This is a genomic window from Enterobacter sp. CCUG 70166 (assembly GCF_020224095.1).
Taxonomy (GTDB): domain Bacteria; phylum Pseudomonadota; class Gammaproteobacteria; order Enterobacterales; family Enterobacteriaceae; genus Enterobacter; species Enterobacter intestinihominis.
The window spans coordinates 1-13525 of record NZ_NRIQ01000063.1 but is presented as its reverse complement, the minus strand read 5'-3'; the positions used below and the strand labels follow the sequence as shown (position 1 = coordinate 13525).

The following is a 13525-nucleotide window of genomic DNA, read 5'->3' as shown; positions in this document are numbered from 1 at the left end:
GATTTATTCAACAAAGCCTCTTTTCTTTTAAAAATAAATTATTCAGATTTATTTTCTATTGATTTAATGAGGTAGGGAATGACAGAAAGTGCTTTGCTTTTGCGAGAGGCATTTAATGAATCGGTTAACTATATGACATGGTCTTTTTATTCACTGATAACTGCTTACGTTTCGATGGCTTTTTATGATAGAGTTGAGGTTAAGACCCGAATAAATAATTATCTGAATAAGTTACTTTTCGTGATTGCTATGTCCGTTTTTATCCCAAATATGTACTTTGTTTCAATGGTGTTCAGTCAGAAGTTAGGCACCGCAGCTGGCGTTGCGTCATTCATTATTGGGCTACTTTTCATGATGTTAAACTCGGCACCTGTAATTACTGGTATCGTACAGCAGCGCAAAGATTGAGTTTTATGAGTATAGTCAGTTGGGTTTTCATCTGTTTTATCAGACTTAGAAAAATGAAATCTTTCAATTCATTGATTTTAAACGCAAAAAAATTTCTAAATGATCAGAATTATAGGGTGCTCATTTTGCACAGCAGTAGGGGTTGACCATTCAATGGAAACGCTCCTTCGAACTGACCCGGAGAAATACGGTTATCAGGCTGGCCTGAGTCGTCTTCAGCGATTTCTTTCTAAGATCCAGTACGACTGGAGCCTGCGGGATTATATCGGTCGTAAAGTGTTCGAAGGCGGATATGTGCGTCTTCAACCCAATATCTTTTCTTCGTCCCTGACTGAACGTCTTTTTCATGCCTGTTGCAGCCTTGATTATGTTGAAGCAAGACGTGCGGCAGAGCATCGCAGAAAGCTACTTTCCGGCGAGGTTGACGATACGGCTTATAACCGTCGTATGGCTGAGCCACAATTTCGGCTTGTACAGGAAGCAAACGTGATCCACGTTGATTTCCTCTGGTCGTTGCACTGTTTCAACCCTCGCCCGTTTCGGGCAATTGAGATCTATCGCAGGGTCTGGGAAGAGGCCGATCTGGACCTTCTTGAGGATGAGCCTGACATGCAGCCTGTGCCCCGTACACCAATGCCAGCTCCACTCTGGATGAAACTGCCCGGAGGCCGGTTCGGTACAGCTTATGATGGACTGACTGATACGTTGCCGCTGATGACCTATTTTGACGGGCAGGCTGACCCCAGGGCTTCACGTAGCCTAAAGACCGGAGAGAGCAGTTCTGTCGTCGTGGCATTCGAGGAAGAGGATGAGCTGACTGTTGAAGAAGATACGGCGTCCTGGATTATCTGGCATGAATACGACGGGTTACGCCAGCGCATCGCTGACGGTGAGTTTACTCCAACGACTGCTGCTCAGTATCTTCTTCGTTATGGCGCGGTCCGAATTTCAAAAGGCAAGGGCGCTGTCTATCATCGTCTCGCACAGCGGGGACAAACCTTTTCCCGCCTGGGGATAGGCGACAGAGTGTCGCTTCCAGAGCTGGTTGCCAGTCGGCGTTTTAAAATACTCAGTGATTCTGCATACCGTCAGGTTGTAGCCCGGAAATTGCGTGGACAGATAAAAAAGTTCAGATTCTGGGCATGCGTAGCTGCCTGTGTTCAGTTGCACGTACACAACAAGACGGCACTCGGAGAAAGAATTTTAACGTTACTCGAAGGTGAGAGGGAACAGCAACAAGGTGCGATCCAGGCGAAGCTGAAGGCGGGAATGATGGATGCAGTTCTAACTCTGTGTAACCAGCGACTCCGGGTGAAAGAAAATACTAACCAGCCAGAGGAGTTCCGCTATTACCGTGCCGTAAGAGCTCGTTTCATGCGCCATTTATCTGAATGCCTTAAGCCAGAAAATGGCGGCGTTATCCGTGACGTTATCTGGGAACTGAGGGTGCTGAGCAGTGCTCACGGTACGACCAAAACAGGTTTTTACTATGTCGATAGCAATCGCCCGACAGCGAAAGGACTGTTAAACCGCCTTCTGATGAGGATGGTCAAGCAGGTCGTATAAGCGTCTGAAACGCGAAACACACGAAAATGGAGGGGTTATACAAAAAAAACTTAGCTTTGATCGTGATGTAATGTGGACATCATGTCCAAGCGTTGCTGCATCCAGAAAAGTAACTTTAATCCTGTTGATACAGCCCTTGCATTACCTGTTTACGCATAGCGTGGAAACGTTCTAATTAAACCAGACGAATATAAATTTAAATTAATTCACTCACCCCCGGAATCGGGGAACTAAACAAAAGGATCATCAATGCAAAATCAAAATACACCCGCTCAGGAAAAACACACCGTATACCTTTTTAATGCCGAACATGCTGACAAGACAGCCGCCAAGCAAGCCGGGAAACTCTTCACGCTGGACATTGAACACCCAATGACCCTCAACGATCTCTCGCTGCTGTGTGAGTCGGTCGCGGACGCTGTGGGAGCACCTGGCGGAATTAAATATGAAATCACAACAGAGCCTAATGGGGTTCAGGAGGAATACTGAATCAGTGTGGTGTGAGTCCATTTTAATTTGACGTTTCATGAGTTCTATCGAGAGGCTGAAGTATGACTTTGAAAATGGAAAGTTCCCGGACTTCCAAGCCTGAGGGGCCATTTGTATTAATCACTTTTGAGGGGGACGAATTTCTTTTTGATGACAGACATAATGTCGTCAAGATAAATGGCAGGCCTAAAAAAATGGATGTAAAGCGAAATTATTTTGAGTCCGATCTGGGAGAAGGGAAAGCGAAATACTGGACTTTAAATATCGAAGAGGCTCATCGGTTCAATTCGATTGATGAAGCGACAGAACAACTTTGTAAACTGAGTCGCCCTCATCTGATCAAAATTCGCAAAGTTGAGGGGGTATCTGAATGACCAAAGAGATGTTTTTACGCATTTTAAATGAGGCACAGGCTCGTGTGGATAACGATTCGCTTCCGCTTGATGTTCGTATCCGGTCACGCACCACGGTAAATGATTGCGTCATCCGGGCAGATAAAGAGGGGTGGCCTATTGAGTATAAACAGAAGGTCTGGGTAGATGCAGTCAGTGGCTGTTATCTTTAGCGGTTACTTAAGCCAGTTCCTGTGCCCGTGAGCTTAGTAAAGGCGGAAAATGATATGGTCAAGGTGATAAATATCAACGGGAATTTAGTTGAATTACCTGAGCCCTCAGCAAAGTTATCCAAAGCTGAATCACCTGATGGTAGGTTCTCAAAACCTAAAAATAAGATCTCTAAAATACAGCGAGCTGAGCTGCGAATGAAATTTGGGGGGCGTTGTGCCTATTGTGGTTGCAAGCTTCCTGAAAAAGGGTGGCATGCCGATCATGTTGAGCCTGTTCGACGCGACTTTGAACTGGTGAGAGCCCCTGTCGGCAGCGGCGTAACTCATGTTGCCCGAAGTACGGGTAAGGTTATGCACCCTGAACTGCATGCTATAGAAAACTTATTTCCATCATGCGCCCCCTGCAACCTTTTTAAAGGAGCTTTTAGTGTTGAAGGAATGAGAAAAGAAATTACCAAACAGGTTGAACGGGCTCGCGCATATAGCGTGAATTTCCGTACCGCAGAACGTTTTGGGTTGCTTCATATTGTAGAAAAACCGGTCGTCTTCTGGTTTGAGCAGTATAACGAACAGAAACAAAACGAATAATTTCTGTGAAACATAAAAGAAGTTAATCAGCAGTGGTTTACTAATTAAAGAGTGATTTAAATATTTTGATGCTGCTGAGGAGCTGCCTGGTATATCCTTCAAAGGAGAAAATGATGTATCTGCATCTTGTGCCCCGTATTCTTCACCATATGAAAAACAAGTGTACTCTCGTGTCAGTTTCTGTACCTGAATTGTCACTTGAGCTTAAAGCTGATTCGCTGGTGGCAATGAAACCTTATCCCAACAAGTCCTACCACGTTGTCATGTTGAAGGGGCGACGTGCATTAAATGGCTTTCTGGTAAAAAGCCCACGGACTTTAACTGAGTTCACAATGATAACAATCTGGGAAATTGAAGGCTTTGGAAAAATTAGTCATACCGTAAAAACGCTCGTTCAGGACAAAGACTATGACTTGGTCTCCCATGATGTCCTTTTGGCACATGCATACCATCAGAGGGAGGAAGAATTGGGGTACCGTGTACATCCATCCTATGACAGTCTAGCTCCCGTCGATTTTGAACCAACAATGCAGTCAAGGTACATAAAGGAATCCGATCTTTCCCACGACGTATGGGAAACCTATTCATGGGGGGAATTGCTGCGTTCGCGTGAAGAGACATTTCTGGCGATGACCATGTCATCTGCTCGTTTAAGCCATCCAGCATTCATCAGAGGAAACCGACTTCCTCAAACTGACCAGGCCATCATTATCAGTTCGTAACGACCTTTTATTCTTTTTGATGCCAGGCGAGTCTCCTTTTGCCTGGCCACTTTGATTTATTGCCTGGGAGTAACCTATGGATGAGCAAGATATTCTCCGCGTTATAAACGGCCGTGAGATTGATGCTTCTGACCTCCTGGAAGAAGCTATGCCGAACGCAGCCCGACGCTTTTATCGTTTAACTAACAGCATGAACAAATTGCTTTAGGAGGTCAGGGAGCACTTTCCTGACGCGATGTATTACTCTGCCAGCGGAACGGTAAGCCTGCTGTTGGGGAGCAGCCACGACAACAATGACCATCCGGTTAGAGAAATGGTCGCTGTAAGGTCACCAGATCTAAACATTGAAGGCGGTGATTGGTAGGTCAAGCAGGGGATCTATGTGCACTTCATGTCCTAACTTCATCCAGTGCTGAATTCAGTGCACAGACAGTAGGGGACTTCTCCTTTAATCAGAATGGCAAAGGGTTACGTGAGGATCAGATTCTATTTTTTTGCCTCGAAAACGGATAAACCCAGGTTTTGGCGCTTTAACCGAAAAATCAGCAGAACGGTAAATGATAGGCTGTCATGGATAACCATTTTGAGGCAAAAATGAACGTTTCAACTGACAGCAGCAACATATCGATAGCAGAACTCAAAGAAGAATTTATACCCGGTCTTCTGCTTAATGCTGGGGCAATAAGCCATTACGGCGACTCGGCTTTATCTTCGAAGGCTATGGATAAGTATTCAAATCTTCTGGAGAAAGACGCAGTTACCGCTTTATCAGGAGCCTTGAACCGTATCGTAAGTGCCTTAGCGGAGGCAGATCCACGTTCTATCAGTAGCAATCCATCCTGGTTTTCCCGCTTTACGGGCAAACACCTTGAAAAGCGCGTTCGTTACCAACACGCACGTGAGAAGGTGGAAAATCTTATTAATGAGGGGAACGGATATCTGACACATGTGAATGAGACGCTACTGGCTTTAGAAGAGCTGCTTGAAACATATGTGTCAGAAATCAAACGCCTTAAAATTTTTATCCAGGCAGGCCATGAGTTCCTTAGGGATTCTACCGAAGAAAAAAATAGTGACGATCTAAGCCTTGTCTTCGATAAACCGAGGGAAAGATTTGCCAGACGTTTAGCTAACCTGGCAACACTGCTTGCGTCTCATGAAATGGCCGCCATGCAGATGGAAATCACTCGCGGGACTTGTATAGATATTGCTGACCGCTTTAACGAAACTATAAAAGTCCTGGTTCCAGTATGGCGGCAACACACACTTTCGCTGTTATCAGTAAATAACACTGACCCTACGATTGTTAGAAAAGCTAATCAGGCCCACGAGGCTCTTCTAAAAAGCCTGCGACAAAATTTAGAGGGATTCCAAAAATGATTAATAATTTGACCACCAGAACTGAGGTTGTTGCTTTTACTTTGACTTCCGCTGAACTGGAAAAGTTCGGGCTGAATGAGCAAGATGAACAAGAGATTAAAGCCGTCGCGGAATGCATTAATGCCGATGATCCAGGAACAGTTTATCGTTTTGGCCGGGCAATGGGGGAAAACACTGCTAATTATGCGGATAGCCTGCTTGAGCAAATTCGCAATAAAGATTTAGACGAAGCCGGGAGCAAATTAACTGAAATTATCAACCTTGCAAGAAATGTAAACATCTCGAACTTAACTGAAAGTCGTTCAAATCTGCCAGTTATTGGCCCTTTGTTGGATAAAATCCGCACCCGTGGGAAGAATTTCGCCGCACAGTTTGAATCAACTCGTGAACAAATCGATGCTCTGGTTTCAGAGGTTTCAGTTACACAGAATAGCCTCGGTTCTAATAATATTTCGCTCCAGCAAATGTTTGATGAAGTCGTTAAAGAACACCACTTAACAGGTGTACATATTGCTGCCGGTAAATTAAGGCTGGGAGAATTACAATTAAAAGCAGAAAATCTCAGAGCTAATGTTGGTAACAATCCTGCTAAGTTCCAGGAAGTATCTGATCTGGATACGCTAATTGCTAATTTAGAAAAACGTATTGGCGATTTAGTTGTTTCTCAGCAGTCTGCTATGCAAGTATTGCCAATGGTACGGATTATACAGGCAAATAACCAAAGTCTTATCGACAAGTTTCATAGCGTCAAAGAGGTTACTGTCCCTAATTTCAAGCGTCAGTTTCTGTTAGCCATTTCTCTAAATGGACAGCGTAACGCTGTAAATCTTGCCAATGATATCGATAATGCCAACAATGAGTTACTCCGTAGTAATGCAAAATTACTGCATCGCAATGCAGTAGAAACTATGAAAGCAAACCAACGGCTGGTTATTGATATAAGCACCCTTAAAGAGGTGCAGGATACGCTTATCCAGACGGTTGGCGATGTTGTTAAAATCCAGAGAGAAGGGGCTATTAAGCTCAGGGAAACAGAAAAACAGGTTCTTGCCATGCGTGAGAATTTGCGCACCCGACTGACACAAAAAGGGGTAGATCATGGTGCGTAACCTTAAGAGTAGTGACGATTTTTCCCGTGAACTGTCATTTCTTTTTCACCGGTCTATAAAGATTAGAAATTCAGGTTTCGCGATATTTGGTGCGGGCCTGCTGATAATGATTTTTGGTCTTTGCTTGTGGTTGCTGTCATTACACCTCTCACCTTCAGTTCTGGACTTTGATATTGATGTGCCCTTGTCATTCTTCAATTCATCTGAAGGTGAAGATAAGTTAGTGGTTTCGGATTTTGGCGATGCATTTGGAGGCTTCCTAACTACATATTCTAAGTTGCTATTAGGGATTATGGGGCTATTAGTAGTTTCTTCAACTGCCTTTAAAATTTTAAAGGGGGAGGAAATAGGTGAGATATTCCCGATGCTTCTAATTGCTGGCGCTTTTCTTATCGGCTTGTCAGTTTTTACATCTGCTTTAGGTTCGGAAGAGACTGATGCCACTTCAGCTTCGACTGTAAAGGTTATCAAGAAATATGTAAAACATGAAAAATACGATAAACTTGTCGCATATTTAAATGATAGTAATTGGCCCTCAGGCGAAGAGGTATCTGTAAACTATTTAAAGGCGCAACTACATATAAAACTCGGCAAGCCAGATGTGAAGTTAACACAGAATGTTGTTAGGGCGTATATGTCTGGTGTATTACAGTCAAATATTCCCGTGAAAGTTCGTTATGCATTGGAAAAGACAGCTTTAGATAAATCCGTCTCACCACTTGCGATTCGTTATGAGCAAAAACGTATGTCTAAATCACATACCTTTTCAAAAGCGTCGGTTAATTGTCTTAAAGTAGGTAGTCCCGTCGCATTCGTTGGCGTTTTGTTCGCTCTTCTTGGTATAAAAATCAGGCGGCGAGTCAGATTCTTAGAATCAAATTGAATGAAAGCCCGGTACGCTGGGCTTTTTTATTCAGTAACTTTTATCAAATATGTAGTAATTTACCGGAATCTGCTTCTCCAGCTTGTTAGCTGAAAAGCTTACTCAAGTATAATAATCTACTTCTGATTATGTTTTTTATGGTTTTATTTTTACACAACTTATTAAGGATACATGATGTGTAACTTTACTCCTGTTCAAATTATTGCTGATTATATACTGAGGTTTCTTAAAAATAATACTGATGCCAAGCTTTATGAGGCAATGCAGCGTCTTGAAAAGAAAATTGGTCAGTTTGTCGCTGATGGGGTTGATGAACATCAATTACGCTCTTCATTAAGCAAAGTCTGTCGATCTCGTTCCAGGGCGGCTCTTAAAGAGGAGTGTGAACAACTCATTCCATAAAAAGAACATCATACGGGAAAGTTACTTTAACGGTGAATGGCTCGCTTCTGGCGGTTTAAGTTGACGGCCATTCCTACCATAGCCATCATAAAGTATGATTAGCATTCGAGTGTGGCACTACTAATTTTAATGGGCTACGCATTCAGTCTCCACCTCTCTAACTATAAAGGTTCTTTTCATGTCCAATAGCTTCGATAAGCCGCAAACGCTCCCGGTACATAATTCTGATGCCGAACCCTTTTTTCCGAAAAACCTTGGTCCATTTATCGAGCAGGTATCCGGAAGGGATCTGGCAATGCTCACAGAATCAGAGAAGGAAAAACTTGCGCACCTGATCAGAACTGGGCGTAAATATGGAGTTTCTGTCGCTATCGTTCCTGATACAGATTCTGCTGAGCTTCATGAATTACTGTCTAATGCCGATTCCATTGAAAGGCAGTTTTCCATCTATGAACGCATCCAGACGAAGATTGCGTTCACGCGGTGTCAGGAAGCATAAACAAAGTGAGAAATACAACTACGTGGTATGACGTAGAACATATTGAAATCACCACAGGCGAGCGAGGCGGCAGGATATGGGTGCTGAAGCTCTCCTGTGGCCATACAGTATTTCGCCGAATACCTCCTATACGTCTTCATAACCTCACAGCTTTTTCTCTGCGGGAGCCCCCAGAAAAATGTCGGTGCTCTCTTTGCAATTCAAGTCCATAATAAAGCCTTTTTAAAGGCCACAAACTGCATATCACAGGATAAATCATCCTCTACAGCGTTCATTCTTAAACGCAAAATTTATATTTCATTCATTCTATTTTAAAAGCGTTATAAAAGACGGAATCCTATTTAGTCTGTTTGATGCTTAAATCATCTTCAGTGCCTTTTATCTTTTACCCAGCGACTTTAACATTAACCTGAGCAGAAAACTTGTTTTCAAACTAAGTTCGAAAACTTTCTGCTCAGGTTATTAGCCGGGTAAGCCACTTTGTTATATTTGTTTCATGTTAACAGAGGAGGCGATATGCAAATTGAAAAGGTGATGTCATTACTTGAAGTGCTTTCAAGCTGGCTTGAAGATAACATCAATATGGATTCTGAAATTATCTTTGATAATGACGAAGATAATACCAACTCAGAAATTCTGTATCCTGCTGTAGAAAAGGCTAATGCCGTTTTGCGCAAAATGGCATCTTTATCTTCAGATTCTGTTCATGCAATTCGACAGCGCTTGCAGCTTGCCGTAGAAGGCAAAGCTGAATTGTCCCTCAAGGATGTGGGAGAGCTTCTGCTGGCAACAAAGTATCTGATGTTGTCCACTGAAGAGGGAGAGTAAGCCTGTGACCACTCTCGTATTTGAAATGGCAGATATCAATAAACTGATCGAAGAAATTCGCACCGCAAAAACGTTTTCGGTCACCCCAGATCAGATCTATGACCCGGCATGCTATCCGGGGGGAGCCCTCCTTAACGCTGAGGGACAGACTGAAGAAGAGGCGCGTAAAGCTGGTAGGGTTTTCTTTCCCTCATCCTCAAAAATTGCCAGCACACATCTGGTGCCAAAAGTGCTTCTCGCGCACAGTCATGGTGTATACCTGATCACTAATGCTGAGCTTGAGGGCTCTCCCGCATCCCGCGATACTGTGGCTTACGCCCAGGGGATGAATCCAAAACTGGATGAGGACTGGGATTACGCTTGTGATGCCGCTTTGGGTGGGTCTGATTGTAGCTATACCATTCCCGTTGAGTGGCTGGAGTTAGCGGTAGAGCAGGGTTTTCAGGAGTTTCGACTTCGAATGAGTGAAACCAATATCAAACTTGTCAGCAAATAGTATGTCCTTGCTGTTTCCAGTCAAACATTGTCCGCCAGTCGAGCTGCTGGCGGATTGTTTTATATAAGGCCGGGAAGGTATGTCAGGTTTAAGCAGTTCCGCCCAGAAGCTTACAAGGGCGCAGATTTACGTGTTAAGACGGATGGCATCCGGCACGATCTATGATATCTCTGGCAATTTCAGACGGGCCAGAGAACGGCGTACGTTTATGGGGAATCCTGATGATGTGACGTGCAGGAGCTCTCCGGTCCTGTTCCGGCTGGGCCTCGTGGAGTTATGCCAGCCAGTAAGGCATCTGGAGCCAGGTTTATACTATCGGCTCAAGTTGAGCTCCTCAGGGCATGAAGCTCTTAAGGCGAACGCACACCTCTAACATTTGAGATAGTTCGTTCGCAGCCAGGAAAGTAACTTTCATCTCAAGTGTGACCCTTACTACCTCATTTATGAGTAAAACCCCCCTCTGATATGTCGAAAATGCTCATTTATACGAAAATAGTTTCTCTTCAGGTGTGATGTAATTACTGAGAATTCTCCCTGAATGGAAGGCAACCGATGAAAATGTTTTTTACCCCTTATGTTCGTATCGTTTTCTATTTTTGCGCATTGATTTTTATTGTTTACAGTTTCAGTGATTTTTTCCAGGGCGTCCCTGACAGCACCTTCTTCAGTGCGGTCATCACGCTACTTGTTATCGGAACCATTGTTGCCCGGCATCTGGATCGCAAAAAATCTCTCAAATATACTTCACAGATTTAAGTTTCCACTCAGGCCACTCTCGGGTGGCTTTTATAATTTAATAAGGACCGGTTCATGCATAACCACGAAATTCAGACCATTGCTATATTTAGTGCCCAGTATAAAAACATCGAAGATGCTGAAAATGCAGGTGCTTTATATTCAGTAGATATTGAATATCCGATGACACTAAATGATTTATCGCGGCTTTGCGACTCTATTGCCGAAGCAGTAGGTGTGCCTGGCGGCGTCAAATACCAGTTCGTGTCCCAGCCGGAAGCGCATGAAACCAGCTTCTGATAACCAGTAACCAAACTGCCTAAAAGCAGGTGCAAAGCCATGAAACAAACAAAGTCTTCTATGTCACGTATTGTGCAGCTGTACGACGGGAGCCGATACGGAAACTGCGAGCAGGCTGATAACGAAGGAGAGCTTTTTACGGTGGTGTTGAATAAGCCTTCGCAGATCGATGACATCCGTAAAATCGTAGACACAACCGCCGAAGTACTTGGCAAAGCTTTGCCAGTACTCCTCTTTTAAAGCTTACATCCGTGAAGGATAATTACGGTCTTACTACTTTCAGTTTTTCATTCCAGTGCCGTCCATTTTAATTTATCGATTTTAAGCGGTCGGCGCTATTTCATTGTTTCTTTTCCGACTGTAATTCCTTATATATAGGAATATTTCAAAGAATTTATCTCAGGTTATTTGTGGCGTGGTGCCAGTTGTTATAATGATTCCACATAATCTGGAGAGTCAATCATGATCACATCTCTAATGAATTTCCGCGATTTAACCGGAGAGGCAGTCATCCAGGCGCGGCAATGCGTTATTAATGCTGAGATCGAAGCGGCCCGGGAAAAGGTAATTCATGCTCGTTCGTTATTCAAAGCGGGTATACATAATGTTGTAAACGGTAGTTCTGGCATTAAGGCTGCGGCAGCACATTTTCTGGTGATAAAACGTTTACAGACTGACACTCGGTATCTGGACGCGGTTATCACTGATAACCTTTGCATGTTTTCTCCTGAGGGTTATCTGTATCTGTTTATGCAACAACGTTATTTCCTATAAAACAATGGGTTAGGTAAGTATCTTTCCATTAAAAACATTAAAAAGGTGACTTGATGAAACCATTTGGACTTGCCGGAAAACCCCGGCCCGAACCTTGCGGCTGCTGCTGGTATACCCGTGAGGACTGCCCTTACGTCAGCGCAAAACAGATCTATCGCCGCAGGCAGCGCAAGGCAGAACGCCAGCGTCAGCGCAGCACCATTGTGATGGCCGTTTCTGAATTTCGCTGACCTCTTCTGGAAATATCATTTTTTCTCCAGAAGAATTTTAAAATAAAGGGAAATCTTTTCACGGGTATCTGATGTTTATTGTTTATGGTAAATTGCGCCACATTAATTGTTTGTGGCGCAGTTCGTGATGGCTTAAGGATATAATATGAAAATCAGCCAGCTGGAATCCGGGATGCAGGTTTGGTCTGTAACCCGTACCAAAATGGGAAATACCACCATTTCAACGGTCATTGTCCACCCCGTTGTCATTATTGAAATTCATGATAACCATGTGATTGCTCGCTGGAACGGCAATGCACCACGTCGGTTTGGAGAAACGGCTATCAGGGGCTGGAAGAAGGAGAAGCCACTGCTTGTCCGTGAGCCTTTCGGAAATGTTCGTCTGGCCACCCGGGCTGAAAAAACCGCTATGCAGGAAAAAGAGTAATACCCCCTTTTAGCACCCACAATTTCACCGTCCATCTGCCTTTAACCTTGCCTGTTATTAACGGAATCCTTTCTGACTGGGCGGATCCCACGCATAACCTGAACTGTTGGCTAACCGTCTTACAGCCAAATTCCCTCCTTTATCTGGCAGGAGTGCGTCCGTGAGCTCTGTATGATCTACGTGTTTGTTAAGTAGAGCACATAACAGGAGTGGGGTATGACTGAATTAAATAAAAGCCCGTCCGGTTTTTCCGGAGCTGATGTCAGTAAAGAACAGGCTGCCATAAGGGCACTTGTAGAAAGAGTAGTGACCAACTATCGCAGCCGGACAGCACCTGATCGGGTTCAAAAGGCTTCGGTAGCGTTTAATGGGGGATTAATCCTGACCCTGATGCTGGCCTTGACGCTATTGGGCTACCTTGTGGCGGAATTGCTCAGGGGGTATGTTGCGGATAGTTCACCCTATGTGCCCGGTCTAAGTTATTCGCAATTTTCGATGCTTATGGTCGTTGAGCTGTGTCTATGCTTTCTTGCATGGTTTTTGGTTGTCACAGGGGACTATCCCCGGCCGTGGATATTTCAGGTAGTCCCGATGGAGCAGTACTGGTTCTTTGACGAAGTGGATGACGACGATCTTGCCCGGCTTTCCTGTAACCCTTACATCAAGCGCTGGCTACTTGATGAAATGTCCGGTATTCATCGACTGACCTACACGAGGCTGCATGATCGACTGGAGCGCATCTGTAATATTGCATCCCATCTCGAATACAGCCGTATTCAGGCACATAAGATTTCCCTAATCAACGGAAGCAGTGCCTCCTGATCCTACCATTGCATCCGGAAATTAAACGGGCAGGAACTGCACTGTATGTTCCGACCCAGCAGCTGCCCGTTACCCTTTTCTTTAGTATAAAATGACTTTCGCCGACAACCGGAAGTGAATCATGTCAAATAAATGAAAAATCAGTAATTTATGTAGGCGGGGTGTTTGGCTGATCAGGGCAGGGTGGTATAATAACGCTGGTGCTGGAGGCTTTTGCCCCAGCCAGCGGTAACACTGTTTGACTGTGGTAAAAGCAGAAAGCCCCGAGTAATTTTTCAATTAACCTGTACTGCACCCATTTT

Annotated in this window: 21 protein-coding genes; all 21 read left to right on the top strand. The window is 44.2% G+C overall.

Annotated elements, in window-relative coordinates:
- Positions 1-78: 78 nt before the first annotated feature.
- The 21 genes from CKK19_RS23295 (at position 79) to CKK19_RS23195 (ending at position 13223) form a co-directional block, all read left to right on the top strand.
- A complete protein-coding gene (locus CKK19_RS23295) occupies positions 79-408 on the top strand; it encodes a hypothetical protein (RefSeq protein ID WP_000140246.1) in 330 nt (109 codons plus the stop codon).
- A 153-nt stretch (positions 409-561) separates the two neighbouring features.
- The gene (locus CKK19_RS23290; protein ID WP_022646499.1) at positions 562-1974 is read left to right on the top strand and encodes a hypothetical protein; all 1413 of its coding nucleotides are present in this window, start codon (positions 562-564) and stop codon (positions 1972-1974) included.
- Positions 1975-2223: 249 nt separating this feature from the next.
- Positions 2224-2463 carry a hypothetical protein gene (locus CKK19_RS23285; RefSeq protein ID WP_001180999.1) on the top strand — a complete coding sequence of 80 codons (240 nt, stop codon included), beginning with the start codon at positions 2224-2226 and terminating at the stop codon, positions 2461-2463.
- A gap of 62 nt (positions 2464-2525) precedes the next feature.
- Complete coding sequence (locus CKK19_RS23280) at positions 2526-2837, top strand: hypothetical protein (protein WP_000172888.1); 312 nt, start codon at positions 2526-2528, stop codon at positions 2835-2837.
- Complete coding sequence (locus tag CKK19_RS23275) at positions 2834-3028, top strand: hypothetical protein (protein ID WP_000159617.1); 195 nt, start codon at positions 2834-2836, stop codon at positions 3026-3028. The genes CKK19_RS23280 and CKK19_RS23275 overlap by 4 nt, the downstream gene beginning before the upstream one ends.
- A 54-nt stretch (positions 3029-3082) precedes the next feature.
- Positions 3083-3616: an HNH endonuclease gene (locus CKK19_RS23270; RefSeq protein WP_000241452.1), complete on the top strand. Its 534-nt coding sequence runs from the start codon at positions 3083-3085 to the stop codon at positions 3614-3616.
- 110 nt (positions 3617-3726) lie between these two features.
- The gene (locus CKK19_RS23265; protein ID WP_001371923.1) at positions 3727-4338 is read left to right on the top strand and encodes a DUF6012 family protein; all 612 of its coding nucleotides are present in this window, start codon (positions 3727-3729) and stop codon (positions 4336-4338) included.
- A 570-nt stretch (positions 4339-4908) separates the two neighbouring features.
- Positions 4909-5718: a toxic anion resistance protein gene (locus tag CKK19_RS23260; protein WP_000368643.1), complete on the top strand. Its 810-nt coding sequence runs from the start codon at positions 4909-4911 to the stop codon at positions 5716-5718.
- The gene (locus CKK19_RS23255; protein ID WP_032666269.1) at positions 5715-6827 is read left to right on the top strand and encodes a toxic anion resistance protein; all 1113 of its coding nucleotides are present in this window, start codon (positions 5715-5717) and stop codon (positions 6825-6827) included. Before CKK19_RS23260 ends, CKK19_RS23255 begins: the two co-directional genes overlap by 4 nt.
- Complete coding sequence (locus CKK19_RS23250; protein WP_000252081.1) at positions 6817-7710, top strand: hypothetical protein; 894 nt, start codon at positions 6817-6819, stop codon at positions 7708-7710. Before CKK19_RS23255 ends, CKK19_RS23250 begins: the two co-directional genes overlap by 11 nt.
- 174 nt (positions 7711-7884) lie before the next feature.
- Positions 7885-8112 (top strand): hypothetical protein, encoded by a 228-nt coding sequence (locus tag CKK19_RS23245; protein WP_000336109.1) that lies wholly within the window; start codon positions 7885-7887, stop codon positions 8110-8112.
- 178 nt (positions 8113-8290) lie between these two features.
- Positions 8291-8611: a hypothetical protein gene (locus CKK19_RS23240; protein WP_000071366.1), complete on the top strand. Its 321-nt coding sequence runs from the start codon at positions 8291-8293 to the stop codon at positions 8609-8611.
- A 516-nt stretch (positions 8612-9127) separates the two neighbouring features.
- Complete coding sequence (locus CKK19_RS23235; protein WP_001165367.1) at positions 9128-9439, top strand: DUF957 domain-containing protein; 312 nt, start codon at positions 9128-9130, stop codon at positions 9437-9439.
- A gap of 4 nt (positions 9440-9443) precedes the next feature.
- Positions 9444-9935 carry a DUF3085 domain-containing protein gene (locus CKK19_RS23230; RefSeq protein WP_001371932.1) on the top strand — a complete coding sequence of 164 codons (492 nt, stop codon included), beginning with the start codon at positions 9444-9446 and terminating at the stop codon, positions 9933-9935.
- Between the two features lie 552 nt (positions 9936-10487).
- Entirely contained in the window at positions 10488-10691 is a 204-nt protein-coding gene (locus tag CKK19_RS23225; RefSeq protein ID WP_000781547.1) for a hypothetical protein, read from the top strand.
- 54 nt (positions 10692-10745) lie between these two features.
- Entirely contained in the window at positions 10746-10970 is a 225-nt protein-coding gene (locus CKK19_RS23220) for a hypothetical protein (RefSeq protein WP_000551490.1), read from the top strand.
- 39 nt (positions 10971-11009) lie between these two features.
- Complete coding sequence (locus tag CKK19_RS23215) at positions 11010-11210, top strand: hypothetical protein (protein WP_000814953.1); 201 nt, start codon at positions 11010-11012, stop codon at positions 11208-11210.
- A 222-nt stretch (positions 11211-11432) separates the two neighbouring features.
- A complete protein-coding gene (locus CKK19_RS23210) occupies positions 11433-11744 on the top strand; it encodes a hypothetical protein (RefSeq protein ID WP_000633161.1) in 312 nt (103 codons plus the stop codon).
- 53 nt (positions 11745-11797) lie between these two features.
- Entirely contained in the window at positions 11798-11974 is a 177-nt protein-coding gene (locus CKK19_RS23205; protein ID WP_000802040.1) for a hypothetical protein, read from the top strand.
- Positions 11975-12119: 145 nt separating this feature from the next.
- Positions 12120-12401, top strand: a complete 282-nt coding sequence (locus tag CKK19_RS23200; protein ID WP_000703842.1) for a hypothetical protein — start codon at positions 12120-12122, stop codon at positions 12399-12401.
- A gap of 216 nt (positions 12402-12617) precedes the next feature.
- The gene (locus tag CKK19_RS23195) at positions 12618-13223 is read left to right on the top strand and encodes a hypothetical protein (protein WP_000137794.1); all 606 of its coding nucleotides are present in this window, start codon (positions 12618-12620) and stop codon (positions 13221-13223) included.
- Positions 13224-13525: the final 302 nt, after the last annotated feature.

Bases quoted from the DNA above. Each gene is read 5' to 3' on its own strand.
- CKK19_RS23295 (WP_000140246.1), top strand. From the start codon at position 79: ATGACAGAAAGTGCTTTGCTTTTGCGAGAGGCATTTAATGAATCGGTT.
- CKK19_RS23290 (WP_022646499.1), top strand. From the start codon at position 562: ATGGAAACGCTCCTTCGAACTGACCCGGAGAAATACGGTTATCAGGCT.
- CKK19_RS23285 (WP_001180999.1), top strand. From the start codon at position 2,224: ATGCAAAATCAAAATACACCCGCTCAGGAAAAACACACCGTATACCTT.
- CKK19_RS23280 (WP_000172888.1), top strand. From the start codon at position 2,526: ATGACTTTGAAAATGGAAAGTTCCCGGACTTCCAAGCCTGAGGGGCCA.
- CKK19_RS23275 (WP_000159617.1), top strand. From the start codon at position 2,834: ATGACCAAAGAGATGTTTTTACGCATTTTAAATGAGGCACAGGCTCGT.
- CKK19_RS23270 (WP_000241452.1), top strand. From the start codon at position 3,083: ATGGTCAAGGTGATAAATATCAACGGGAATTTAGTTGAATTACCTGAG.
- CKK19_RS23265 (WP_001371923.1), top strand. From the start codon at position 3,727: ATGATGTATCTGCATCTTGTGCCCCGTATTCTTCACCATATGAAAAAC.
- CKK19_RS23260 (WP_000368643.1), top strand. From the start codon at position 4,909: ATGGATAACCATTTTGAGGCAAAAATGAACGTTTCAACTGACAGCAGC.
- CKK19_RS23255 (WP_032666269.1), top strand. From the start codon at position 5,715: ATGATTAATAATTTGACCACCAGAACTGAGGTTGTTGCTTTTACTTTG.
- CKK19_RS23250 (WP_000252081.1), top strand. From the start codon at position 6,817: ATGGTGCGTAACCTTAAGAGTAGTGACGATTTTTCCCGTGAACTGTCA.
- CKK19_RS23245 (WP_000336109.1), top strand. From the start codon at position 7,885: ATGTGTAACTTTACTCCTGTTCAAATTATTGCTGATTATATACTGAGG.
- CKK19_RS23240 (WP_000071366.1), top strand. From the start codon at position 8,291: ATGTCCAATAGCTTCGATAAGCCGCAAACGCTCCCGGTACATAATTCT.
- CKK19_RS23235 (WP_001165367.1), top strand. From the start codon at position 9,128: ATGCAAATTGAAAAGGTGATGTCATTACTTGAAGTGCTTTCAAGCTGG.
- CKK19_RS23225 (WP_000781547.1), top strand. From the start codon at position 10,488: ATGAAAATGTTTTTTACCCCTTATGTTCGTATCGTTTTCTATTTTTGC.
- CKK19_RS23220 (WP_000551490.1), top strand. From the start codon at position 10,746: ATGCATAACCACGAAATTCAGACCATTGCTATATTTAGTGCCCAGTAT.
- CKK19_RS23215 (WP_000814953.1), top strand. From the start codon at position 11,010: ATGAAACAAACAAAGTCTTCTATGTCACGTATTGTGCAGCTGTACGAC.
- CKK19_RS23210 (WP_000633161.1), top strand. From the start codon at position 11,433: ATGATCACATCTCTAATGAATTTCCGCGATTTAACCGGAGAGGCAGTC.
- CKK19_RS23205 (WP_000802040.1), top strand. From the start codon at position 11,798: ATGAAACCATTTGGACTTGCCGGAAAACCCCGGCCCGAACCTTGCGGC.
- CKK19_RS23200 (WP_000703842.1), top strand. From the start codon at position 12,120: ATGAAAATCAGCCAGCTGGAATCCGGGATGCAGGTTTGGTCTGTAACC.
- CKK19_RS23195 (WP_000137794.1), top strand. From the start codon at position 12,618: ATGACTGAATTAAATAAAAGCCCGTCCGGTTTTTCCGGAGCTGATGTC.